The organism is Larkinella fluvii (assembly GCF_051857545.1).
Lineage (GTDB): Bacteria > Bacteroidota > Bacteroidia > Cytophagales > Spirosomataceae > Larkinella.
This window is the reverse complement of sequence record NZ_JBPZHB010000010.1, coordinates 117,237-141,830: the sequence shown is the minus strand read 5'-3', so window position 1 is coordinate 141,830 and position 24,594 is coordinate 117,237. Positions and strand designations below refer to the sequence as shown.

Sequence of the window (24,594 nt, the reverse complement as noted above, 5' to 3'; positions counted from 1 at the left end):
CTAATCACAAATTTGGGTTCACTCCAAATTATTTTCAGTTTTTTTATAAAAAATAGTGCTTTCGGTCGATCGCTGAATTTCTCCGGACACAAAAAAAGGGCCGAAGCCCTGTTACAATTCAATATAATTACCTTTAAATCAATCGCTTATTAATCTTTTCGGCCGAATCACGAAGTGAGGCAATCAGTTGTCTTTTGTCCAATGCCATGTAGCGGTATTCGGGCAGGTAGATGCTGAGGCTGGCCACCACCAGGCCATTCTTGTAAATGGGCACTGCCAATCCCATGACGTGCCGGTTGGCAATCGTTTGCAAGGCCAGTTCTTCCCGGCGAATAAGCGCCAGGGTCTCCAGCAGATTCGATTCGGACTGAATTTCGGGCCAGGAGTCGCCGGATGGAAGACCATATTTTGCGATAAACCGTTGCTTCTTTTCGTCGGGAAGCATCGCTATCAAAAGCCGCCCGGATGCCGAATCGTACACCGGTTTGATGTCGGTCGTCCGCACCTGCAAATCCTGCTCGGCGAAGGTTCGATACAACGCAATCCGCTGATTATCTTTAAGAACGGCCAGCAAACAGTTTTCATTGATGAGCAGTGTCAGGGCATCCATTTCTTCGCGGGCCGCTTCCAAAAGGTCTTTTTGATACGACTTATTCCCCGTTAAGTAATACGATTTGGCCCCCAGAATATACCCTTTTTTGGTTCCGATCTGCTCGACATACCCCCGGGTTACCAGCGTCTTGAGAATGTTGGCGCAGGTGCCGTGGTTCAGACTTAAGCCATCGGCCAGTTCCGTCAGAGATTTGGGCTTCTCCGGTTCGTTCGCAATTTGCTCGAGCAGGTCAAGAGCGCGGTTAATTACCTGAATCATTTTACATCAATTTTATAATGCAAAATAAATGTAAATTATAACAAACCAAAAATCATCCCGCCAAATCCTTAGCAACAGGCTCCTAAAACAAAACTGGCCGGGATCAGAACTGCGTTTTGCAGCTCCAATCCCGGCCAGCGGAATCAATCAGTTTCGACCCCGGTTAGGGCATTGACGTCGAATACAACTGGTTAAACAGCAGCTTGAATGTGCCCTGTGCCTGGGCGCGGAAGGTAATTTCCGGACCGAAGGCGTAGAGTTTGCCGGAACCGACGGGTGCCATGAAAGCCGCTACGCCGTCCTGCAAATAGGCCTGACCCCAGGCCCAGCCACTCCGCAGCGGTTTGTCGGTGGAGAACCACGCCAGCGGTTTTACGGTCCCTTTCGCCACGGCATCCGGCGAGATTTTGAAAACCGGGCTGGCGTCGAAATACACATCCGTTTGCTTGGCCATGCCCCAGGTCGCCTGCTGGGTCGAATCCAGATCGATCCGCAGAATGCTGCCCGGAATGTAGTATTTTTCGTTCGACAAGGGCCGTTCCTGACCCGCGTTGGTCATTTCGACCAGCGCGTTTTTAACCGGCAAACCCAGGTGATAGGCGAGGTTGGTACTGCTGCCGATGGTAACAACATTGCCACCCGCTTCCAGAAATTTCCGGAGTTCCGGGATCGACTTTTCGGCGGTAATCTTGCCCAACCACGGCCGGAATTCGGCGGGCAACTCTTCCGCTTTGGGTTCCCGGCTGGCATAACCGCCACCGCCCTGAGAGGCACCGCCCGGGCCTGTGGCCGGAATGGCCCGGGTCACGAACACGATCACATCATATTTCTTTTTCAGATCACCCGCGTCGATGTCCTGCGAATAAACCACCTGCATCGGAAAATGGTATTGTTCCATGATCCAGCGCACCCAGCCCGATGGCATCGATCCGCCGTAAGCATCCCACAGGGCAATCCGCATCGGTGCTACTTTGACCATCGCGCCCGTCGGCCGTTTGGCCACACCCGCTACTTCCAGACCCATTTCTTTGGCGGATTTGTCCAGTATTGCCTTCGCTTTGGCAGAAGCCGGAACAAAAAAAGCGCCCGCACCAAGCGACGATTTGCCGCTAACACCGGTCGGTAACCGGAACACCTCTACGCCCGATTTCAGCAAATCATTGACCGCAATGAAGGTGTTATTGGCCTGCGCGCTCAGGGCATAGCCAGCCGCAGCCGTCGCATCGATTTTTCCTTTTGGCGACTGCAATTCGCCATACGGCAGCTTTTTGAACGGCCCGTCGAACCCTTCCAGAATCCGGTCTACTTTCACACCCATCTGGAACGCCAAAGTCCATCCGGCGGCATCATACGGACGAACCGGCGGGCCACCGGGATACTGAAAATCGTTCGGGTGATCCTGCGGTTCGAACATATCCAGCACGTGAGGCCGGAACGCCTGATCGGTTTTCACGACGTACGAACCCGCCGGGTATTTCTTGCCTGCCACCGTAAAATCAGCCGTGGCTTCCTGAATCTGGATGCCGGTTTTGATGAGGGCATTGACAAACTTGACCGCCGTGGCAAAATCCGGTTGGTCAGCCGAAATGATAAAGCCGCGCGGGTCCCGCAGGGCCGGATCTTTCAAAACCGCATCGAAATATTTCACCGGAATTCCACCGCCACGGGGCAGCAAACCGTATTGATCGGGTGTCGTAGCCCCGGCGGCTCCCGGCGCGGCTTTTTTCAAATCCGCCTGGTGCAACTGGTTGATCGCATCGACGCGTTTCGGCGAAAGCGTCCAGTAATCGGTGCTACCGTGTTCGATGGCATTTTTGCCCATCTTATAAATGTTGTATAGCAACTGATCGCCGTGACGGGCTGCGTAATCCAGCGTGGCGTAATTGAGCGAAATTGAATAATCGATCGATTGCTTGAAATGCCATTTCTGGGGTGTCACCGGAAACGGCGTATTACCGTTAGGTATCAGCCGATTGGGAACGAGCGGCACATCTTCCGGCGTCGGATTTCCGATGATTTCCGTCAGCAAACCGATCATGTTGTGGAAGTGCGTCGTGGTGCGCAACCCGCCGTTGTACCAGGTCGAGAAAACCGAACCGCCCAATCTCGTAAAACCGGGCTTGTTTTCGGAATTCAGCCGGTTGATCATGGCCGCGCCGAGGGCATCGATTCCGGTGATCATCAGCGGCTCAAACACGTAATTGAATGGATCGCGATACGGCGGTCCCGCCAGCACCGAACCCGCCGGGCCACGCTGGTGGTGGTTGTACATAATTTGCGGCAACCATTCGATAAACAACTGACGGCCAATATTTTGCGACTCTTTCATGTTCATGATGAAGAAGTCGCGGTTGTTGTCGTGTCCCGCGTATTTCTGATACAGACGCGGCACATTTTCCAGCAAACGCTTTTCCGGTTTGGGTTCGCGCATGTACCAGCTACTGACCAATTCCTGCCCGTCGGGATTGGCGTGGGTGAGCAGAATTACCACATTATCCAAAATCCGCAGCGTTTCGGGGTCTTTGCGGCTCACCAGTTGCCAGGCGGTTTCGATCAGTTGCATGGTGCCGACGGTTTCGGTTGCATGCAGGCCACCGTCGATCCAGACCACGGCTTTTCCTTCGGCCGCCATCGCGCGGGCCTGCTCATCGCTGATGCCTTCGGCGCGGGCCAGTTTCGTGGAAATTTCCTTGTACCGGTCGAGCTTTTTGAGGTTTTCGGGCGACGACACGATGATCATATACTGGTGACGGCCCTCTTCCGTCATGCCAATATCGACCAGTTTGGTGCGGTCCGAAGCTGCGAGTTTTTTGAAATACGCTTCGGTTTGGGTGTAGGTGGCGAGTTGGTAGTCGTCACCGATGTTGAAACCGAAATGTTCTTTGGGTGAAGGAATTGTCTGAGCCTGAGCAGCCGTCAGATTCAAAACCAGCAAGAAGAATAAACCGTGTAAAAAATGTCTTCTCATAGGAAATCGGATTAGTTCGTTGGTAAGACGAAATAAGCTAATTTTCTGATTCGATAAATCAGTTACAAAATATAATTTTATCATTTATAATGATTGCCATATATTTTATGGAGAATTACAGAAAACAAAGCTATTGCGTAGCTCTAAACGCCAAATCAGCTACTCAATCTTCTTTAGTTCCTCCTGCCGGTCTTTGTCCAGACTGACTTTGTCGAAGTCGGCGTTGGTGTTCAGTTCCACGCTGTATCCCTGAATCTTGTCAATCTCGACGGTGAGGTTGTTCGTCGTAAAATCGAAGATATGTCCACCGGCTTTGTGGTCGTCGGTCAGGTAATGAAAGTGAAAGCCGGGGACGTTGACCTTCGCCAGATAGCCCGGCAACAGAAACCCGATCACGACACCCCGCGTGTTGGTCAGATTGAATAAATACTGTTCTTTGGCGAGGTGGTCTTTCAGCGTCGGATACGGTTTTTTGGCAGCTCCGGGGGCGCGGGCCGTCAGTTTCGGGAAATCGCCTTTCATCCGGATGGCATACATTTCGTTGGCGGGCAATGCCGCCAGCAGGTCCTTTTCAAGCTGGTCAAGCGTGGTTGTCCCGTTGATGGTAAACGTGGAATCAGCCTTGAAAAACTTCACAAACGCAATCGACGTGCTGTCGGTGTCCGGCATCTCGTGAATGCTGCCGTCGGAACTCACTTTGTACACCCTACCTTGATCCACAATCAGTTCGCCGTCCACCCGGTTGAAGGTTCCGATGCCAAAATCACCTTTGGTTTTTAGCTGCCCCAGCGTCAGATTGCCATCGAAGACCCCGGCGAGCAAGGCATCAATGATGGAATACTGGTACATAAAGTCAGTTGCCGGGTTTGTATTGGCGGTTTCGACCGGTTGTTTTGGGGTGCAGCCCTGCATTAAAAGAAAACCACCCAGCAGAATGGTCAGAACGGTGTTTTTAGCCGCAGCGGTTGAGTAAATAGTCATTTGAGGGAGAATGGGTTATGTTTTTTTACCCCGCAGGGGTTCAACAGCGTAGCGTCGGTAGTAGCCAAAATCATGATCAATTCACTCAGCGTGCCTTTGGGTACGCAACCACCACCGTTAGTTAGGTACCCAAAGGCACGCCGGGGGCTTGAAACAAACACCTCCACAACTACCGACGCGTTGCTGTGATGTCCCGATGGGACAACCGTTCGTAAAAATCAATCCGGAACTTGACTTCTTTGAACCTTGACAGGGTTCTTACCGCTTCGGGCCGACGGAATCATAGACGATTACTTTTTCCCACAGGGCCGAATACTCCTCCACGAATTTCAGGTGGATGGGATGCGTCTGGTAAATCTCTTCATCCATCAGGTTATCAAAAAAGCACAGCCACGACACCGCATACGATCGTTCGATGACGGAACGGGTGGTCGGTGCCGGTGTGCCGATGTGTACCAGCTTGATCGTCGGTACTTTAGCCAGTTTATTCAGCCCTTCGATCAATTTGGCTTTATCGGCCTCGCTGCCCGGATTTTTCAGGTAAAAATAAACGTGATGGACAAACAGTTCTTTCGGTGCGCTGCCTGATATACCCAGGCCAAGTCCGGCCCCGACACTGCTTTTGACAAATGCTCTGCGTGATTGTTCTTTCATAAAAATGCCGTCCGCTTATAGCGGTTTCTGAAGAAATGGAATGGGTTGAACCACAAAAATGAACAAGATTCTCCGAATTGCTGCCGGGGATTGTCGATTTCTGAAAAATACTTTCCTGAAGCGAAAACCGTTCCGAACACCAGGTTATTCCCGACAAACCATCGGGGTCGGTTAAAATCCCTTACTTTTGCAGGATGGAAACCAACCAAGACCTTGCTCCCCTGCTTTCGAACCTGGGAATTGAAGCCTTCAACCCCATGCAGCGGGAAGCCCGGGAAGCCGTAGTGGCCGAGAAAGCGGTTTTGTTGCTGGCTCCGACCGGTTCCGGCAAAACCCTCGCCTTTTTGTTACCCATTCTGCAACTTCTTAAACCCGAGCAAAAAACAGTCCAATGTCTGATTCTGGCACCTTCGCGCGAACTGGCGTTGCAGATTGAGCAGGTCTGGAAAAAAATGGGGACGGGTTTTAAGGTCAACGTCTGCTACGGCGGGCACCCGATGGCGACCGAAATCCAAAATCTGAGTACGCCACCCGCCGTATTGATTGGAACGCCGGGGCGCATCGCCGACCACATCGACCGCAAAACGGTCGACCTCGACGGCATTCATACGCTGGTGCTGGATGAGTTCGACAAATCGCTGGAACTCGGTTTTCACGACCAGATGTCCTACATCATCGGCGGTCTGCGAAATCTTCAAAAACGTGTGCTGGTCTCGGCCACGTCCGGTATTTCCATTCCGGAGTTTACGGGCGTGCGTTCTCCGGTCAAACTTGATTTTATTCCCGACGATGACCGCGACAAAAGCCTGACGACCAAAATTGTCATTTCAGAAGAAAAAGACAAAGTCGAGACGCTGTTTCGGCTGCTCTGCGCCCTGGATTCGGAAGCGGCTTTGATCTTTTGTAACCACCGTGATGCCGCCGAACGAACCAGCGCCATCCTGAATGAAATGGGCATTTTTTCGACCTTCTACCACGGCGGCATGGAGCAGGACGACCGCGAACGGGCCCTGATTCAGTTCCGAAACGGCAGTGTCAGTTACCTCATTACGACCGACTTGGCCGCCCGGGGACTAGACATTCCCGAGATGAAATACGTCATTCATTACCACCTGCCGCTGCACGAACACGAGTTTCTGCACCGCAACGGCCGGACGGCCCGGATGCACGCTTCCGGAACCGCCTACATCCTGCTGCACCGCAACGAAGAGCGCCCCCGCTATCTGCCCGAATCGCTCGACGAGTTTGTCATTCCGGCCAATCAGCCGCTGCCCCATCCACCCCAGTTCCAGACGATTTACGTCAGTGGCGGCAAGAAAAACAAACTCAACAAAATTGACATTGTCGGTTTTTTCTCCCAAAAAGGCGGCCTTGAAAAAGGCGATCTGGGCCTGATCGAAGTCAAGGATTTTATCTCCTTCGCGGCCGTCCGAAAGTCCAAAGTCAAGGAGCTGCTGGCGAAGATCAAGGACGAAAAGATGAAAGGTAAAAAGTATAAGATTGAAGTGGCGCGATAGCATTGACTGAGACAAGAGAGGTGAGACAAGAGAGTAAAGACAGTCTCTATTCTCTGGTCTCAACTCTCTTGTCTCTACTTCTTTTTCGTAAAATCCAGGTCGTGGAAGTCGTAGCTAAAATCCGTTAGGGGTGAAATGGCCTTCATTTTCATCGAAACCGGTTTCCCTTCATAATCCAGCCCAAACATCACAAACGCATCCGCTTCCAGACTCCGGTCGTTCCATTTGACCACGAAGGTGTTGCCTTTGTAATGAAACAGCTCGCCAGTTAATCGGGGTGACCGCTTCGAAACAAACAGGAGTCTCAGGTTATCCGGCACAATGGAAACGTCACCCAGCCACTTATCGTGGTAGGTGCCGGTGTAAAAATGAATCGGCGGTTTTGACGCGGTGCTCTCCTTTTCAGCCGCAACGGTTTTCCAAACCTCATCGGTTACTTTGTCGGCACTGGCGGTATTTTCGCGCAGCCGGTCGCTGTATTCTTTCACCCGGTCGGTGCCAGTGATCCCGAAATAACTGTCGAGAATCTGGTTGGTAATGGCCGTAAAAGCCGCTCCGGATTGTTGGTTGGTCAGCACGATGATGCCCAGTTTTAGCTCCGGCACCAGCATCACCTGCGTCACCATACCGGGCAAGCCGCCGGTGTGCGAAATCTGCTTGTAGCCCTTCGCATCGTTCAGTCGCCAGCCCAAACCGTAGGAACTGAAATGGGTGTTATAGGGTCCGGGCGCGCGCACGGGAATGATCGTTTGGGGCGACCACATGTCATCCTGCACTTTCGTACTGAACAGGGTTTTGCTCAACCCGTCGCCGTATTTTCCCCCATTGAGTTGCATGATCACCCATTTGCTCAGGTCGTTGATGCTGCTGTTGATGCCACCCGCCGAATTTCCGACGTCCAGCCGACCGCGCCTGACCGTCCGCAATTTGCCCTCAATGACAGCGTGGGCATCGATGACGTTCGATTTATTTTTGAGCCGGGAAAACGACGCTGCGCTGTTCTCCATCTGGAGCGGTTTCATAATCCGGGTTTCCACGAACTCTTCCCAACTCTGGCCCGATGCCCGTTTCACCACCTCACCCGCGACCATATACAGCAGATTATCGTAATCGTATTTGGTGCGAAAACCGGACGTCTGTTTCAGATACCGCAGGTTATGAATGACGTCTTTCAACTGAAAATCGCTGGAATCGGGAAAGAACATCAAATCTCCGGCGCCGAGACCGAGGCCACTGCGGTGGGTCAGCAAATCGCGAATCGTAAAATCCTCGGTGACGTACGCATTGTACAGCCGAAACTCCGGAATGTAGTCGATCACCTTATCGTCCCAGCTCAGTTTGCCCTCATCGACCAGAATGCCGAGCGTGGCCGCCGTGAATGCCTTGCTGTTGGAGGCAATGCCGAACAACGTATTGGCATCGACCTTCCGCGTGGAATGCATGGACCGGACACCGTACCCTTTCGAATGAATCACGTTCCCATCTTTCACAAGGGCGACGGCAATTCCCGGCACCTCGAACGTTTTCAGGGTTTTTTCAACCAGTTGATCGATTTGGGGTGACGTGATAACCTGCGCAAAAGCCGGTTTCAAACTCAGGAAACTGACCAGCATAAGGCCGATGAAGTGTATGGATGCTCGCATGAGGGGGATTTTGATGGGTTTTTAAAGATACACAGTTCGCGCCGATTAATTATTCATCCATCCAGCAAACCATTCATCGATCCGTTTAACCGCCGAAGTACTATGCATAGCAAGGTAGCACATTTCGCCGTTGTTTTGACCCATCGAAACGGCGAATCACAAGCTGCCGCAGAAAACAACAGATACGAAACACAACACAAAAACAACAAATACCATGAAATCACTCATCGCTTCCGCTTTCCTCGCTTTAACCATTGCCACTTCTTCATCCAGCTTTGCGGCTGATCACAAAGAAACCGCCGGAACCCAATCTACGTACCAATCGGTTGTCTACCCGGTAATCAACACGTCGAAAATTCGGGTGAATGTCAACAAGGACAAAAATGCCAAAATCAATGTCACGCTGAAAAACGAATCCGGCGAGATCCTGGCTTCGGAAAAATTGGGAAAAGGCCACGAGTCCTCGGCCATTCGATTTGACCTGAACCAACTGCAGGACGGTATTTATCAGGTTGAAATTTCGGACGGCAACACCAAACAGGTGAAAGAAGTAAAGTTACATACCTCTGCGCCAACGGCGACCACGGAACGTCACATTGCCATGAACTAAGACCCGAAAACATCGTAGTATACGAAAGAAGCCGGCTTTTCAGTCGGCTTCTTTCGTTTTTTAAAGTCATTCTCTCATTTGCCACCGGGCCGGGAAGGACGCACCTCGATTTTGCTGGGGAGCGTCCGGGCGGGCATCCGGATCAGGTCGGCAACGATCTGGCCGATGTCTTCGGGCTGGATTTTCCAGGCGTCTTTTTCACTTGGCTCGTGGTTGTTGAAATACGAAGCCACCGAACCGGGCATGATGGTTGTCACCTTGATGCCTTCGCTGCGAAGGTCGAGCATCAGCGCCTGGGAAAAACCGACCAGCCCGAACTTGCTGGCGTTATAGGCCGTGCCGTTTTCGAAAAAGTTGGTGCCGGCCAGGCTCGAAATCGTGATAAAGTAGCCTTCCGATTTTTTCAACTCGTCCAGGGTTGCCTTGATGGAATTGAAAACGCCGGTCAGGTTGATGTCGATGGTTTCCTGCCATTGGTCGGAGGTCAGTTCCTGAATCGGCGCAAAGTGACCTACCCCCGCGTTGGCGATCACGTAATCCAGCCGCCCCCACTGCTGGGTGATGGCATCGACGGCGCGTTGCTGCGACACCAGATCACGGACGTCGGCGGCAATGCCCAGTGCAAAACCGTCTTTGATTTTGTTGAGCGAAGCGGCCGCTTCCCCGGCTGCTTCCTGCGAGCGGCTGGTGATGGCCACCCGGATTCCTTCGTTGATCAACACTTCGGCAATGCCGTATCCAATGCCTTTCGATCCGCCGGTAACGAGGGCGGTTTTGATGATTTCTGCCATACTGTTAACAATAAAATGGAGTCGTTGAAGCTTCGTGAAGCTGAAGAGATAACCGCAGGTTTTACTGGAAAGTTTACACGTTTCCATCAAGAAACCTTCACAATACAGTATTGCTACCCGTAGAAAGAGAGTCGCGAACCGGGTAGCAAGAGACATCAAAATTAAAAAAGAGGCAAATACTGATTTTTCAAGAATAATGACCCCCAAACTACTTGTCTTGCAAGTGTTTATACTATAGATTGCTGTATTACCAATAGATTCTATTGAAGATTAAAATCTTCTTAAATAAGATCAATAAATCAACAGAATAAAGCAAAAAGTCCCGGTAAATAACTCATTTAAAACAACATATGAAACAAACGCTACATTTTTTCCTGATCCTTTTTTTCTTTTTTTCAGGCGCGAATGCCCAGCGGGTTCGTATCGATACCGAAGCGGGTTCACTGGTTTTAGAACTATATGCCGACAAAGCACCCGCCACGGTAGCTAATTTTCTGCGGTATGTCGACGGGAATCGCTACGACGGGGCCGCGTTCTACCGGGTTGTCCGGCTGGATAACCAGGCTACCAGCCCCGTCAAGATCGAGGTGATCCAGGGTGGACTCAGTACTGATTCGACCCGAATGTTTCCGCCTATTGCGCAGGAAACTACCCAAAAAACCGGGCTAAAACACCTCGACGGTACATTATCGATGGCGCGTGGTTTGCCCAACAGCGGAGCTTCGGAATTTTTCATCTGTATCAATGCCCAGCCCGAACTGGATTTTGGTGGCAAACGCAACCCCGACGGCCAGGGCTTTGCCGCGTTTGGCCGCGTGGTCGAAGGCATGGAGATCGTGCGCCGGATTCAGCAGGGTGAAACCGGGCAGCCAGGCCCCACCAATGCGTACTCGAATCCCTTGCAACTGCTCAAAAAACCCGTTCGCATCCTTCGCATCAACCGGATTTAGTAAACGGTATGTCAATCTCTCCGCTGGCTCAGTAGCCGGGAAAGCGGGATCCTTTTTTTTGTTCCACCTTTTCAACAAGTACACCTATGAAAAAAACGCTACTGGCGTTCCTGCTGCTCTGTGGATGGATGACACATGCCCAAACCCGAGTTGTGTCAGGAAAAGTTACCTCGCCCGAAAATGAGGGCATTCCCGGGGTGAACATCTTACTGAAAGATGCCACGACCGGTACGGTTACCAATGCCGAAGGGACGTATCAGATTACGGTTCCTGCCAACGCAAAAACGCTCGTTTTCTCGTTCATTGGCTACAAAACCGCCGAAATAGCCCTCGACGGACGCAATACGCTGGACGTAAAATTGGTGGCCGATCTGGTCAATCTCAACGAGGTTGTGGTGACGGCCAATGCCATTGTTCGGGAGAAAAAAGAGCTGGGCTACGCCGTTTCGACGGTGGGCGGGGCGGAATTGGTGAAAGCCCGCGATCCCAACCTGTTGAACTCGCTGGCAGGGCGCGTGGCCGGGGTACGCATTTCGCAGCAATCGGGGTCGGTGGGCGGCTCAACCAGAGTCATGATTCGCGGAGCGAACTCCCTGTCGAGTTCCAGCGAACCGTTGTTCGTTGTCGATGGCGTACCGATCTCCAACTCTTCTTTCAACGGCTCCGAAACCGATATTGTAACGGGGGGCGTCGATGTCGGCAACCGGGCGGGTGACCTCAATCCCGACGATATTGAGTCGATGAACGTATTGAAAGGGGCAGCAGCGTCGGCCCTGTACGGGTCCCGGGCGCGAAACGGGGTTATCGTCATTACGACCAAGCGGGGCAAGGTGGGGTCGAAAAAGATGAACCTGTCGTTCAACTCGTCGTACCGGACTGACAATGTCCTGCGCGTACCCGATACGCAGAACCTGTATGCCCAGGGCAACCAGGGCGTCTACAACCCACGTCAGGGCAATGGCTGGGGACCGGCTCTATCGAGCCTAACCGGGCCGGTTCAGGATTATACGGGCGCAACCGTTCAGGGATTAAGCGCCCATCCGGACAACTGGAAGAACTTTTTCGTCACGGGGCATACACTCATTAACAGCGTGTCAATGGATGGGGCCAGTGAGCAGGGCGACTACCGGATCGGATTTACCAACCTCCGGCAAACGGGTACCGTACCGGGTTCCGAGCTGGGCCGGAATACGTTCGCCATCAACGCAGGGCGCAAAATCACCGACAAACTTACCTCACGGGCCTGGCTCAACTACGTTCGGACAACCAGCGACGGCCGACCGCAGCAGGGTTCCAACACGACCAACATTCTTACCACCATATTGACCGGCATAAACACGACTATCGATATCAATGATCTGAAAAACAACCTTTTCGCTCCCCCGACGCAGGCCGTACCGGCGGGTTGGACGGGCGATCTGGCGCGGGCGATCGACCTCGACGGCATTCAGAACAATCCGTATTTCATTACGGCGTTCAACAAGTTCTCCAACTCGGTGGACCGGGTCTATGGGGGTACCAGCCTGGGCTATGAGGTAACGCCCTGGTTCAATGTAACCGGACGCGTCGGTACGGACTTCTTCACTGAAAACCGACGGTCGACCACCCGCCGGGGTACCCGCGGACGTCTGAACGGACAATTCGACACCAACGAAATCTACGAGCGGGAGCTCCAGTCGGACCTGATCGGTACCCTAACGCGTCGATTGTCGAGTGACTGGACGTTTAAGGGTATTGTCGGACATCAGTTCAATCAACGGACCGTTCGCCGGTCGCGGGTGTTGTCCGACGGGCTGAACATCGACCAACTCTACACATTTGCCAACGCTCAATCGAACGTAGCGTCAAACTTCTACAGCCGCCGGGAGATTTTTGGGGTATATGGGGATTTCAGCTTCGACTTCCGCAACTTCCTCTTCCTGAACGTCACAGGCCGGAATGACTGGTCGAGCACCTTGCCGGTTAGCAACAATTCCTACTTCTACCCGTCGGTCAGTGCGTCGTTTATTCTGACGGAAGCTTTCCCGAACCTCGGCCTTGTCAAACGCGACATCCTGAGTTACGCCAAGTTTCGGGCCAACTACGCCAATGTGGGCTCCGACGAAGATCCGTACCAACTGGCCTTCACCTACAACCCGCTCACCCAGGCCAGCGACATTTATACGTTCAATATCCTGTATCCGATTGGGGGCGCATCGGCCTTCGGCGCCACGAATGTGCTGCCTCCCACCAACCTGCGTCCGCAGCAGCAAACGTCGTATGAATTTGGTACCGAACTCAAATTTTTTGGCGGTCGCCTGGGTCTGGACCTGACCTACTACCGGAACCTGAACTACGACCAGATAATTTCGATTGCCATACCGCAATCAACCGGCTATTCGGCCCGGCGGCTCAACGTGGGTGAGATCTCGAATACGGGCGTTGAAGCCATGCTGACCGCGACGCCCCTAAAAACCCGGTCGGGCTTCCGCTGGGATGCCGCATTGAACTTTAACCGCAACCGCAACCGGGTAGAGTCACTGGCCGATGGGCTCACCGAATTCGTGACCACCTCGGGCGACGGTTTTGGCATTTTCGTCGTAGCCCGCCCCGGCGAAACCTTCAATATTCAGGGGGTTGGCTGGTTGCGCGATCCGCAGGGAAATATCGTCATCAACCCGACCACCGGCCTGCGCACACCGGGACCACGGAAGCTCCTCGGCAACATTTACCCCGACTGGACGATGGGGATCAACAACAGCTTTTCGTTCAAAGGGATTGATTTTAGCTTCCTGATCGACATGCGCAAAGGGGGAGTCATCAATTCGCAAACGGTCGGTATTGTACGGAGCGGTGGCCAGGCGGCCGAAACCGCCGTCAATAACCGGACACCGTTCATCGATCCCGGGGTAATTCGCAATGCCGACGGAACGTACCGACCGAACGATGTGCCGGTGGCCAGTGTGCAGCAATACTGGAGCCAGCAAGACAACTCGGTGAGTCCCGAAACGAATACATTCGACGGTTCATACACCAAACTGCGGGAAGTACGGATTGCCTACAACCTGCCCCGGACCCTGGTGAACCGGACCCCATTTGGCAGCATTGCTCTTGGTCTGGAAGGTCGCAACCTCTGGATTATTCACTCGAACGTACCCCACATTGATCCCGAAGCGAACGTGCTCGGCACGGGTCTGATTGGCGAAGGGCTGGAACGGGGTAGCATTCCCAGCAACCGCAGCATTGGCGCCAACCTCCGTTTCACCTTTTGATCAACCATTCGCTCACGTATAAAGGCTTCCTTCACCATGAAAAAGATACTGTATGCCGGCCTGCTGGCACTGACGTCCACCGGCTGTTTCAGGAACAGCGACCTCAACATTGACCCCAATCGTTCGACTACCGTCGCCCCGGCGCTGCTTTTTTCCGGAGCAAGCACCCAGTTTTCGCTCCTGCGCGTCGGCGAACTAACCTGGCCCGTAGCCCTGATGAGCCAAATGTGGGCTTCGGGTGGGCGCTGGGGATTGGCCCAGGCCCAATACGACCAGACCCGTATCCGCTCGGTTTGGGGACGCACCTACACGGATGTGCTCAAAAACCTGGAGGTAGCGATTACTCTCGCCCAGAGCACCCAGCCCGTCAATACCAATGCCGTGGCGCAGTGCAAAATCATGAAAGCATTCGCTTATTCCCAGACCTCCTTGCTCTGGGGTGACATTCCATTTTCGGAAGCCGCTACCGGCACTGTCGATCTCCCCAAATTTGATAAGCAGGCCGACGTACTGAATGGGTGTATTGCTTTACTTGACGAGGCCATCACGCAAATCGATCCGGCCGGCAAGGGCATCATTGCCCCGAATGACCTGTATTATGGCGGGGACATGACGAAATGGCGCAAGTTTGCCAATTCGCTCAAATTGCGCCTTCTGTTTTCCATGGTCGATGCTGACCCCACGAAAGCAGCGGCCATCGGTCAACTCCTGGCGGCTGGTAACCTGATTTCCGCCCCCTCCGATGCCATGCAGTTTCAGTATTACAACCAACCCGGCCGACAAAATCCGCGCTTTTCGTTCACGGCCATTTTCCGGGGAGGTGTTCAGTCGGACTGGTACGCTTCCAAAGTCGTTTATAATTTGCTTGCATCCCTAAACGACCCGCGTATTCCGTACTTCTTCCAGGCAGGACCGGGTGCCTCCGCCAATGAGTTTGTAGCCCTTAACACCACCGAAGAATACTCACCCAAGTCGTCTCTGGTGAACATGAACCTGCTCAAGCCCGACTTGCCTGAAGTTTCTTTTTCCTACTCCGAACAACTGCTTTTGGAAGCCGAAGCCATCGCCCGCGGTTTTGCACCGGGAGGATTCGATCTGGCGACGCAACGGATGCGGGCGGGCGTTAGGGCATCTCTGGTGTCGTTTGGTGTACCAGCCGCCCAGTCTGATGCCTATGCCAACCAACTCCCCGCGCTGACAGCGGCAAACCACCGGACGGTATTGGCCCAGCAACAATACCTCGATCTGTTCATGAGGCCCGTTGAGGGGTGGGTACAACTCCGTCGGTCGGGGCCCGTGGGTCAGGAAATTCCGGCCATGACCACACCGGCTGGCGCTCCCGTTGCGGGGCTGGTTCGGCGGTTACTTTACCGCAGTGAGGAAATTAACTCCAACCCGAAGACACCGACGGGTTTAGCGGTAGATACCCCCCAGTGGTTCGATAAATAGGATTACAGCCTGAAAAAAAGCGGCCCCTTCTTTTTCAGGGGCCGCTTTTTTAATACCCCGGCAAGCCTTGCCTGCTTAAATTCGTGGCACTTTTTGCACTACCTTTGAATGGAATCCCACGAATCGCTTTACCCATGAAACCGTTTTTGCTTTTCCTGCTGTTCGTCTTCGCCACTTGTCCAGTCTTCGCCCAGACCATTCCTTCCAAAGTCTATTCCTGGGATAACGCGCCGGTGGTCAAAAAAGACGGCATGATCGATCGAACGATTTTAGAAGGCACCACGCGGGATTTCAACGATTTCTCCGTCCACGGCATCACGATTCCTCCCAACCGAGCCCCGCAACCCGCCCAAACGCTGGATGATGAGATTCTGATTATCGTCAAAACCGGGGAACTGACGGTTTCGCTCGGGAGCCGGATCAAAACCGTAGGCCCCGGCAGCGTGGTGCTGATCATGCCCGGCGATGCCCACCGGATTGAAAACAAAAGTGCCGCACCCGTCACGTATCACCTCATGCGGTATACCTCGAAAGAAGTGCCGGATCTGGATTTAGAACAAATGAAAGGGCAATCGTTCTGGGTCGACTGGAAGGATGTGGCCTACCAACCCAACGCCAAAGGCGGTCGGCGCAACATCTTTGACCGGGCGACGGTCATGTGTAAACGGTTTGAAATGCACGTTACGACGCTCAATGAAGGCTTGTGGAGTCATCCGCCCCACACACACCGGGCCGCCGAAATCCTGCTCCTGATTGAAAACACCGCCCAGGAAAGCATCAATGGCGTGATGCAACCGGCGAAAGTCGGCGATATCATTTTCCTGGAATCCAACGTTCCCCACGGTATTCTGAATACCACCAACGGTTCGTGTACCTATTTCGCGTTTCAGTTTGAGTAGTGGTCAAATTGACGTTTACTATCAAAAATCCCTTCACGATTTTCAATATGCCCCATGAGGGGCAAAACAGCGCAGCGTCGGTAGAAAAAAAGGGTGATTCGCTCCTCCCGTTGCCATGAGGTACGCAACTGTCAGATTTCTGTGAATGGTTGCGTGCCTGACGGTACGCTGGAAAAACAAATCATCCTTTTGCTACCGACGCTGCGCTGTTTAATCCCTGCGGGATAGAGGGATAGATTGGTTGCCATTTGCCAACAATCCGGCGAAACTGAGCTGTTACTCCACTGAAGGACAATTATTTACCCAGTTGAACAAACACCTTTCCCTTTGACCAATTTCCGCAAAATCGATACACTTTGTTCCAACTCGGTTTCGGTGCTGGACGCAAACCCCAACCGGGTGCTGTTCAGCACTTTTCCGGGCGGGTTGTGCGCAACACCATCCGAAAAGGTAAGCCCTTCCGCCTTGGCTTTTTGAGCAAGTTGGGCGAGATCGATGGTTGGATCGAAGGTCGCCCAAACCGCCAGACCGCCCTCCGGCTTGACATATTGCACCTGATCCGGTAACGCACTGGTTAGCAGCGAACAAAATTGATTGCAGCGTGACAGATAAGTCTGGTGCGCCTTCTTTAAATGCCGTCGCATGTCACCGTTTCGGAACAATTGCCCAATCGCAAATTCCAGCATCGCGTCGCCCTGCCGGTCGATGATGCGTCGCAAACGGGCCAGTTCATCGATGACGGTTTCGGACGCGACCACGTAGCCCATCCGAAAAGCCGGGGCCACCGATTTCGATAGTGAACCAATGTACACCACCATGCCATTTGGATCGGCACTGGCAAGCGGCAAAACCGGTCGGCGGAGGTAGTGGAACTCATAATCGTAATCATCTTCCAAAATGACAAAACCGTGTTGCTGACTCAGTTGCAACAGCCGGAGCCGCCGATCGGGCGGCAGAGTGACCGTGGTCGGATAATGGTGGTGGGGCGTCACATAGACCAGCCGAACCGGGCGATGCTGACAAAGCTCCGCCAGCGCTTCCACATCCAGACCGTGCTGGTCGACGGGAACAGTCAGTAATTCGGCCCCGGCCTGCTGAAAATTCATGTTGGCCCCCGACCAGTTGGTTTCGCCCACCACCGCCGTCTGACCCGGTTTCAGCAGCAGCGTACTGGCCAGGTGAATGCCCATCATGCTGCCACGCGAAATCAGGATGTTGTCGGCGGTTGTTCGCAACGCCCGGGTTTCGTTCAGGAAAACCGATAATTCTTCGCGCAAAAGCCGGTTGCCCTTCGGATCGCCGTAACCAAAATGCTGCTGCGGATTTCCCCAGCGAAAATAGCTCCGGTAGGCGCGGGCCAGTTCCTCCATCGGGGCCAGCCGGATGTCCGGAAAACCGTCGTCCAGCCGCAGGCCCTCTCCCATCAACAGCAACGAACGAACCAGATGCGATCTGGATTCGAATTGAAAACCGGGTTCGCGATTAGTCCGTTGTCCATCAACCTCACTGACAAGGGATTGTGGCCGAACCAGCGGCAACGTATCGGCCACGAACGTGCCGCTGCCCGCCCGCGATTCAAGCCAGCCTTCCGCCAGCAATTCGTCATAGGCAGCAACGATCGTTTTGCGGTGAAACAGAAGCAGTTCGGCCAACTGTCGCGTTCCCGGCAACTTCTGGCCGGTTTTTAAAACGCCGTCGCCGATCAGCCGCCGGAGTTGTTCGGCCAATTGGAGGTAGACCGAGGCTTCGGTGGATTTGTCAATCGTGATTAGTGTTTTGAAAGGCAACATACCGGACTACTTATTTTTGAAAAACCGGACGACATAGATAGTCCGGTAAAGGTGCAAATTTGCAGGACAACTCACAATTTTAAATCGTTTACGGTTTTCAGTATTTGGTTTACGGTGGCTGGCGCATGATAAGAGCGCGCCAGCCACCGTAAACCAAATACTGAAAACCGTAAACCAACTTAACACATGCAAACCCCACGTACCACGCCCAGCCGCTCAGCGAAACGGGCTCATTATGAAGCCGAAACGATTTATGCCATTCTCGATGAAGCCCTCTATTGTACCATCAGTTATGCCATCGACGGACAACCGGGATCGATTCCAACGGCTTACGCCCGGGTCGGTGACCGTCTGCTGATTCACGGATCGGTGGGCAGTCATTTTATTCGGGAAGTCGAAAAAGGTATTCCGGTTTGCATTTCGGTGACGCTGCTCGACGGCCTGGTGCTGGCGAAATCGGGGTTCAGCCACTCGGTCAACTACCGCTCCGTCATCATTTTTGCCACCGCCGAAAAAGTGGAAGACTTTGCCCAAAAAGTGGAAGCGTTGACCCTGATTACCAATAAATTGATTCCAGACCGGTGGGATGATTTACGCAAAGAAACGGAAAGTGAAATCCGGAAAACAACGGTTTTGTCGTTTTCGCTGGATGAAGCCTCCGCCAAAATCCGGACGGGAGGGCCCAATGATGAACCGGAACATCGGGAGCTACCGATCTGGTCGGGCGTCATTCCGCTGGAAACCGTTCGTCGGGCGGCTATTCCCGATGAATCGAGCGTGGCTTTACCCCTGCCTCCCTATCTTCAGTAAGAACAGCGTATAACGACATTACGAATGAACATTGTTTTTTTAAGAGTAGGAATTTTACATTCTCACGTTTAACAGGAGTCCGGAAGCTATCGTCCGGGCTCCTGTTGTATGAAGACCAGTGGAAATGCGTCGGCCGGAATGGACTTGCTGTTTTGGGAGCAGCTCAAGACCGGGAACGAAACCGGTTTGCGGAAATTGATCGAGAAGTATTTCAACGCTTTGCAGAACTACGGCTACAAATTTCTGCGGGATGAAGACTTCGTCAAGGACTGTGTTCAGGAGGTGTTCATCGAAATCTGGAACCGGCGTGAACGCGTGGCGGTCCCCGACAGCGTCCGGGCCTACCTGCTCAGTTCCGTCCGCAAGCGGGTGTTGCGCGAGGGCTACCGGCAGCGCATCAACCGGGACGATGAGCCGACGGACCTCGAAAATGACCTGAATTTCGTGGAATTTTCGCCGGAATGGTCGGTGATCGAACAGGAAAGTCTGGCGGAAACCACCAAACGGATTGCCGATTCGCTGAATCAGTTGCCCAAACGGCAGCGCGAAGTGATTTACCTCCGCTATTACCAAAACCTCGAACGCGACGAAATTGCCGAAATCATGGGCGTCAACCCCCAGTCGGTATCGAACCTGTTGCAGGCTGCCTTCAAAACCTTCCGCGACAACTGGGTCGGTTTTATCATCTTCATTGACTTCATCAAAACCAGCACTTTTTAAATAAACGGACATGGGCGGGTATCAAAACGAATCATCCGCCATCTGTTCATAGCATGAACGCTTACCACCATGAGGACGCCCGATTATCGAAACTACAGCGTTGACGATTTGACGCGGGACGAGTACTTCCGGCATTGGGTCATCGACCGCAACGCCCAGAGTGGCGCGTTCTGGTCGGAATGGCTGGCCGAAAATCCGGATTGCACCGACAAAGTGCAGGTAGCCCGGGCTTTTTTGCAGGCGCTGGAGGAGAAAAATACCGCCTTACAACCGGCAGAACTGGATCAAATTTTTAATAATATCGTTCAATCCAATCAGCAGAACGTCGTTCCGTTGTGGCAAACTACCGTTTTTCGGGTGGCGGCTTCCCTCCTGCTTTTTATTGGTTTGGGTTATCTGGCGTTCACGTATGCCGTCAAATCCGATGCGCGCCGACAGGCCGATACCCGTCTTTCGGCCCTTGAAAAACTTAGTCCTGCCCTGGCGAGCGATTACACCGAAACCGTCAACGAAAGTTCCGAACCCCGGACGTTTGTGCTCCACGACAGCAGCACGGTGGTTCTGTATCCCAATGGAACGCTGCGGTATCCGAATCGTTTTTCGGCCACCAAACGGGAAGTTTACCTGAGCGGGCGGGCGTTTTTTTCGGTTAAGAAAAATCCAAAAATGCCGTTTTGGGTGTATACCGACCAGATTTCGACGCAGGTATTGGGGACCAGCTTTCTGATTACGACGGGTGAAACCAACGCCAAAGTAGAGGTTCGGTCGGGCCGGGTGTCGGTGTATATGCGGAAAGATGTGGAAAAAGAACAGCCCGCCCGCAAGAACGAGTCGGTCGGCATGGTACTGACGCCCAACCAGCAGGTGGTGTTCTCGACGACCGAAAAACGCCTGGTGAAATCCGTCGTCGAACAACCGATTACGCTTCAGAAGGTCACCAAAGAGGCTTACATTTTTGAAGAAGCACCGGTTTCGGAGGTGTTTTCGTTGCTGGAAAAAACGTACGGACTGACGTTCATTTACGATGCGGCCAACCTGAAAGACTGCTATCTGACGGCCAATCTCGCCGGTGAATCGCTGTTTGAAAAACTGAATCTGATCTGCAAAATTACCCGCTCGTCCTACGAAATGGTGGACGGGCAGATCGTAATTCACAGCGAAGGGTGTGAAAATAAGTAGTTATAATTGAACCGATTAGGCAATTCCAGTAAATTTTTTCTAAAAAAATTACTGGAAACCAGTATGCAACCACCGCTGTCGCTATCCAAGAGCAAACCCCTTTTCTCATGGATAGACTTTATAAAAAGCCCCTTTCCTTCCGGACCCTCATGAAACTATCGGTTATTCAGCTTCTGATGACGATCCTGTTTGTGGGTGCGACGTATGCCCACGATGCCAACGGCCAGGAAGTGCTGGATCAACGCATCGCGGTGAAAGCCGAAACCACTAACCTGAAAAAAGCATTGGCGTTTCTGGAGCGTAATGCCAATGTTCTATTTATCTACAATCCTCGCGAAATTCAGGTCAACCAGAAGGTGACACTGGAAAACCGGTTTGTGACCCTCAAGGAAACGCTCAACGATTTGCTGACTCCGCTTCATATTCGCTACGAAGTGAGCGGGAAGCAAATCGCGCTTTTCAAAATGAACAACACCGGCAGCACACTCCCGCCGACCACCCTAACTACCAGCGACGTTCTGGCCGATCTGGCCGTATCCGGTACGGTTTCGGACGAAAAAGGCGAAGGCTTACCGGGCGTCAGCGTGCTGGTGAAAGGCACAACGCGCGGCACAACGACCAACGGCGACGGGAAATACCAGATTGTGGTTCCCAATGAATCGGCCGTCCTGGTTTTTAGCTTTGTCGGGTTTGTTTCGCAGGAAATGGCCGTGGAGAAACGCACCACCCTCAACATTTCCTTGAAAACCGATAACAAAAGCCTGGAGGAAGTCGTCGTGGTGGGCTACGGAACCGTCAAGAAATCGGATCTGACGGGTTCGGTTGCCAAGGTTGGCGAAGCCAACATCAAGGCCACGCCCATTCCGTCGCTCGACCGGGCCATGCAGGGCCGCGCTGCGGGGGTTCAGGTGGTGTCTAATTCGGCCCGGCCCGGCGGAAACTCCACCATCCGGATTCGAGGATCGGGTTCGGTCAATGCCGGCAATGATCCGCTCTACGTCATCGACGGTTTTCCGACCACCGGTCTGAACTCCATCAATACCGACGACATTGAGTCCATCGAAATCCTGAAAGATGCTTCGGCAACCGCCATTTACGGTTCCCGGGGTTCCAACGGGGTCGTTCTGGTTACGACCAAACGCGGCAAGGCCGGCAAGGCGGTAATTAGCTATGAAGGCTATTACGGCAACCAGTCCGTGCGCCGGAAGCTCCCGATGCTCAACGCCCGCCAGTTTGCCGAACTGGTCAACGACGCCCAGATCAACAACGGCGGCAAGGCCTATTTTGACGGCAGCACGGCGGATCGTCCGCTGGTTTCAACCCTGGGCGAAGGCACCGACTGGCAGAGCATCGTCATGCGCGATGCGCCCATCCAGAACCACCAGCTTTCGGTTTCGGGGGGTGCCGAAAAATCCCGGTATGCGGTATCCTTCGGCTATTACGGCCAGGATGGTATTCTGCTGAAATCAGATTTCAAACGCTACACGCTGCGGGCCAACCTCGACAACGATCTGACGTCGCGCCTGAAAGTGGGTGTCACCATGCAGGGCGCCTATACGCTGACCAACAACCCGCGCACCGAGACCGATGGCAACCTGGCCGTGAGTGGCATCATCAGCTCGGCCCTGAATTATTCCCCCACGTTTCCGGTGCGGAATGCCGACGGAAGTTATTACAAAAACCAGGGGGCGCTGAACGGTCTGGGTGCGGATAATCCGCTGGCCGTTGCCAATGAGTTTACGGACAAAACCGCCCTCATCCGCATCCTGGCCAATGCCTACGTCGACTACAAAATCATCGAAGGACTAACCTTCCGGACCAGCTTCGGAACGGATTTGCAAAGCTCGAAAAACAATTATTACGTCACTCGGCAGGCGGTTCTGGGCGCGAGTGTGGGCGGTAGTGCGTCCGTTTCCAATTCCCAAAGCGTCAACTGGCTGAACGAAAACATCCTGAATTACACCCGCCAACTGGCTCCCAAACACAGCCTGAATGCGGTTTTGGGGTATACGATTCAGGGGCTGGCCGTCGAAACCGTGGCGGCAAATGCCAATACCTTTTCCGACGACTTTGCGACGTATAATAACCTGGCTGCGGGTTCGACGCTGGTGGCACCCAGTTCACGCAGCAGCGACTGGCGGCTGATTTCGTACCTGGCGCGGGTCAATTACGGCTTCGACGATCGCTTTCTGCTGACGCTGACCGGTCGCCGGGATGGGTCATCGCGGTTTGGTCCGAACAACAAATTCGGCTTCTTTCCGTCGGGTGCCATCGCCTGGAAACTCGCCAACGAACCCTGGCTAAAAGACCTCACGTTTATTTCCGATGCCAAACTGCGGGCCAGCTACGGTCTGTCGGGGAATCAGGAAATCGGGAACTACCAGTACCTGGCCAACATCAGCTCGGCCCCTTACGTCATCGGCGGGGCGCTAAACGTCGGATCGGCCACGGCGGGCATTGGCAACCCCGATTTACGCTGGGAAAAAAACGCCCAATTTGACGTCGGTTTTGACGTCGGATTGCTCAATAACCGCATCCAGGTATCGGCCGATTATTACATCAAAAAGACCTCTGATCTGCTCTTTAACGTGGGTGTCCCTACTTCCTCCGGTTTTTCCACCACACTGAAAAACCTGGGCAGTGTTCGCAACAAAGGGTTCGAATTTTCGATGAACACGATCAATGTGGACCAGGGCGGTTTTCGCTGGACGTCGGAATTCAATATCTCCTTCAACCGGAATAAAATCCTGTTCCTGGATGGCCGGAAAGAATTCAGAACGGGTTCGGATGCCACCATTTCCAACACCACCCAAAACCCGATTTTGCTGCGGGTCGATAGTCCGCTGGGCAATTTCTTCGGGCTGGTTACCAACGGCATTTTCCAGAACCAGGCGGAAGTCGACGGGTCGGCTCAGAAAACGGCCAAACCGGGTGATCTCCGGTATGTGGACCGGAACGGCGATGGCGTGATCAACGATGCCGACCGCGATATTATCGGCAACAGCAACCCGGATTTCTTCGGCGGGCTGAACAACACGTTTTCCTACAAAGGTTTCGACCTGAACATTTTTGTGCAAGGCTCGTACGGAAACGAAATCCTGAATTTTGCCACCTTCGACCAGTTGAACCTGACAGGGGGCAACAACCAGTCGGCCCGGGCGTTGGACCGCTGGACGCCCACCAATCCGAGCAACACCATTCCCCGCGCCAACGCCGGGGGCGGCTCCCGGCTGCTGTCATCGCTGCACGTCGAAGACGGTTCGTACCTGCGTTTCAAAAACATTTCGCTGGGCTATAACCTGCCCAAAAGCCTGTTGAACCGCCTGTCGGTTGGCTCGGCCAAAGTATATGTAACCGCCCAGAATTTCATCACCCTAACCTCCTATTCAGGCTATGATCCGGAAGTAAATCGCTACGGAAGTTCGTCACTGAGCCAGGGGATCGACTACGGCGGATACCCGTCCGCAAAAACCGTATTAGTAGGACTGAACCTGAAATTTTAATGCATAGA

17 protein-coding genes are annotated in these 24,594 nt (G+C 53.3%); 10 read left to right on the top strand and 7 right to left on the bottom strand.

Annotated elements, in window-relative coordinates:
- Positions 1–133 precede the first annotated feature (133 nt).
- The 4 genes from ACS5NO_RS25960 to ACS5NO_RS25945 all read right to left on the bottom strand — a co-directional run bounded on the left by ACS5NO_RS25960 (position 134) and on the right by ACS5NO_RS25945 (position 5,474).
- Positions 134–871, bottom strand: a complete 738-nt coding sequence (locus ACS5NO_RS25960) for an IclR family transcriptional regulator (RefSeq protein WP_439417834.1) — start codon at positions 869–871, stop codon at positions 134–136.
- Between the two features lie 163 nt (positions 872–1,034).
- Positions 1,035–3,839 carry a M14 family metallopeptidase gene (locus tag ACS5NO_RS25955; RefSeq protein WP_439417833.1) on the bottom strand — a complete coding sequence of 935 codons (2,805 nt, stop codon included), beginning with the start codon at positions 3,837–3,839 and terminating at the stop codon, positions 1,035–1,037.
- Between the two features lie 159 nt (positions 3,840–3,998).
- Positions 3,999–4,820 carry an acetolactate decarboxylase gene (gene budA, locus ACS5NO_RS25950; RefSeq protein WP_439417832.1) on the bottom strand — a complete coding sequence of 274 codons (822 nt, stop codon included), beginning with the start codon at positions 4,818–4,820 and terminating at the stop codon, positions 3,999–4,001.
- A gap of 258 nt (positions 4,821–5,078) precedes the next feature.
- Complete coding sequence (locus ACS5NO_RS25945) at positions 5,079–5,474, bottom strand: Dabb family protein (protein ID WP_439417831.1); 396 nt, start codon at positions 5,472–5,474, stop codon at positions 5,079–5,081.
- 194 nt (positions 5,475–5,668) lie between these two features.
- On the opposite strand from ACS5NO_RS25945, the gene ACS5NO_RS25940 reads away from it, so the two are divergent.
- Positions 5,669–6,991, top strand: a complete 1,323-nt coding sequence (locus tag ACS5NO_RS25940; RefSeq protein ID WP_439417830.1) for a DEAD/DEAH box helicase — start codon at positions 5,669–5,671, stop codon at positions 6,989–6,991.
- A 74-nt stretch (positions 6,992–7,065) separates the two neighbouring features.
- Here ACS5NO_RS25940 and ACS5NO_RS25935 read toward each other — a convergent pair whose 3' ends face one another.
- The gene (locus ACS5NO_RS25935; protein WP_439417829.1) at positions 7,066–8,634 is read right to left on the bottom strand and encodes a serine hydrolase; all 1,569 of its coding nucleotides are present in this window, start codon (positions 8,632–8,634) and stop codon (positions 7,066–7,068) included.
- Between the two features lie 214 nt (positions 8,635–8,848).
- Between ACS5NO_RS25935 and ACS5NO_RS25930 the strand changes: the two genes are divergently transcribed.
- Positions 8,849–9,244 (top strand): T9SS type A sorting domain-containing protein, encoded by a 396-nt coding sequence (locus ACS5NO_RS25930; protein ID WP_439417828.1) that lies wholly within the window; start codon positions 8,849–8,851, stop codon positions 9,242–9,244.
- Between the two features lie 74 nt (positions 9,245–9,318).
- Here ACS5NO_RS25930 and ACS5NO_RS25925 read toward each other — a convergent pair whose 3' ends face one another.
- Positions 9,319–10,035, bottom strand: coding sequence for an SDR family oxidoreductase (locus ACS5NO_RS25925; protein ID WP_439417827.1), 717 nt, complete (start codon positions 10,033–10,035; stop codon positions 9,319–9,321).
- Between the two features lie 350 nt (positions 10,036–10,385).
- Here ACS5NO_RS25925 and ACS5NO_RS25920 point away from each other — a divergent pair, with 350 nt between their 5' ends.
- From ACS5NO_RS25920 to ACS5NO_RS25905, 4 genes are all read left to right on the top strand, one after another.
- Positions 10,386–10,985 (top strand): peptidylprolyl isomerase, encoded by a 600-nt coding sequence (locus tag ACS5NO_RS25920; protein WP_439417826.1) that lies wholly within the window; start codon positions 10,386–10,388, stop codon positions 10,983–10,985.
- An 86-nt stretch (positions 10,986–11,071) separates the two neighbouring features.
- Positions 11,072–14,236: a SusC/RagA family TonB-linked outer membrane protein gene (locus ACS5NO_RS25915; protein WP_439417825.1), complete on the top strand. Its 3,165-nt coding sequence runs from the start codon at positions 11,072–11,074 to the stop codon at positions 14,234–14,236.
- Positions 14,237–14,272: 36 nt separating this feature from the next.
- Positions 14,273–15,685 (top strand): SusD/RagB family nutrient-binding outer membrane lipoprotein, encoded by a 1,413-nt coding sequence (locus ACS5NO_RS25910; protein ID WP_439417824.1) that lies wholly within the window; start codon positions 14,273–14,275, stop codon positions 15,683–15,685.
- 134 nt (positions 15,686–15,819) lie between these two features.
- Positions 15,820–16,584 carry a cupin domain-containing protein gene (locus tag ACS5NO_RS25905; protein WP_439417823.1) on the top strand — a complete coding sequence of 255 codons (765 nt, stop codon included), beginning with the start codon at positions 15,820–15,822 and terminating at the stop codon, positions 16,582–16,584.
- A 299-nt stretch (positions 16,585–16,883) separates the two neighbouring features.
- Here ACS5NO_RS25905 and ACS5NO_RS25900 read toward each other — a convergent pair whose 3' ends face one another.
- On the bottom strand, positions 16,884–18,374 hold the full coding sequence (locus tag ACS5NO_RS25900) for an aminotransferase-like domain-containing protein (protein WP_439417822.1): 1,491 nt from the start codon (positions 18,372–18,374) through the stop codon (positions 16,884–16,886).
- A gap of 186 nt (positions 18,375–18,560) precedes the next feature.
- Here ACS5NO_RS25900 and ACS5NO_RS25895 point away from each other — a divergent pair, with 186 nt between their 5' ends.
- The 4 genes from ACS5NO_RS25895 to ACS5NO_RS25880 all read left to right on the top strand — a co-directional run bounded on the left by ACS5NO_RS25895 (position 18,561) and on the right by ACS5NO_RS25880 (position 24,586).
- Entirely contained in the window at positions 18,561–19,184 is a 624-nt protein-coding gene (locus ACS5NO_RS25895; RefSeq protein ID WP_439417821.1) for a pyridoxamine 5'-phosphate oxidase family protein, read from the top strand.
- 108 nt (positions 19,185–19,292) lie between these two features.
- On the top strand, positions 19,293–19,904 hold the full coding sequence (locus ACS5NO_RS25890) for an RNA polymerase sigma factor (protein WP_439417820.1): 612 nt from the start codon (positions 19,293–19,295) through the stop codon (positions 19,902–19,904).
- Between the two features lie 69 nt (positions 19,905–19,973).
- Positions 19,974–21,083: a FecR family protein gene (locus ACS5NO_RS25885; protein WP_439417819.1), complete on the top strand. Its 1,110-nt coding sequence runs from the start codon at positions 19,974–19,976 to the stop codon at positions 21,081–21,083.
- A 107-nt stretch (positions 21,084–21,190) separates the two neighbouring features.
- A complete protein-coding gene (locus ACS5NO_RS25880) occupies positions 21,191–24,586 on the top strand; it encodes a TonB-dependent receptor (protein ID WP_439417818.1) in 3,396 nt (1,131 codons plus the stop codon).
- Positions 24,587–24,594: the final 8 nt, after the last annotated feature.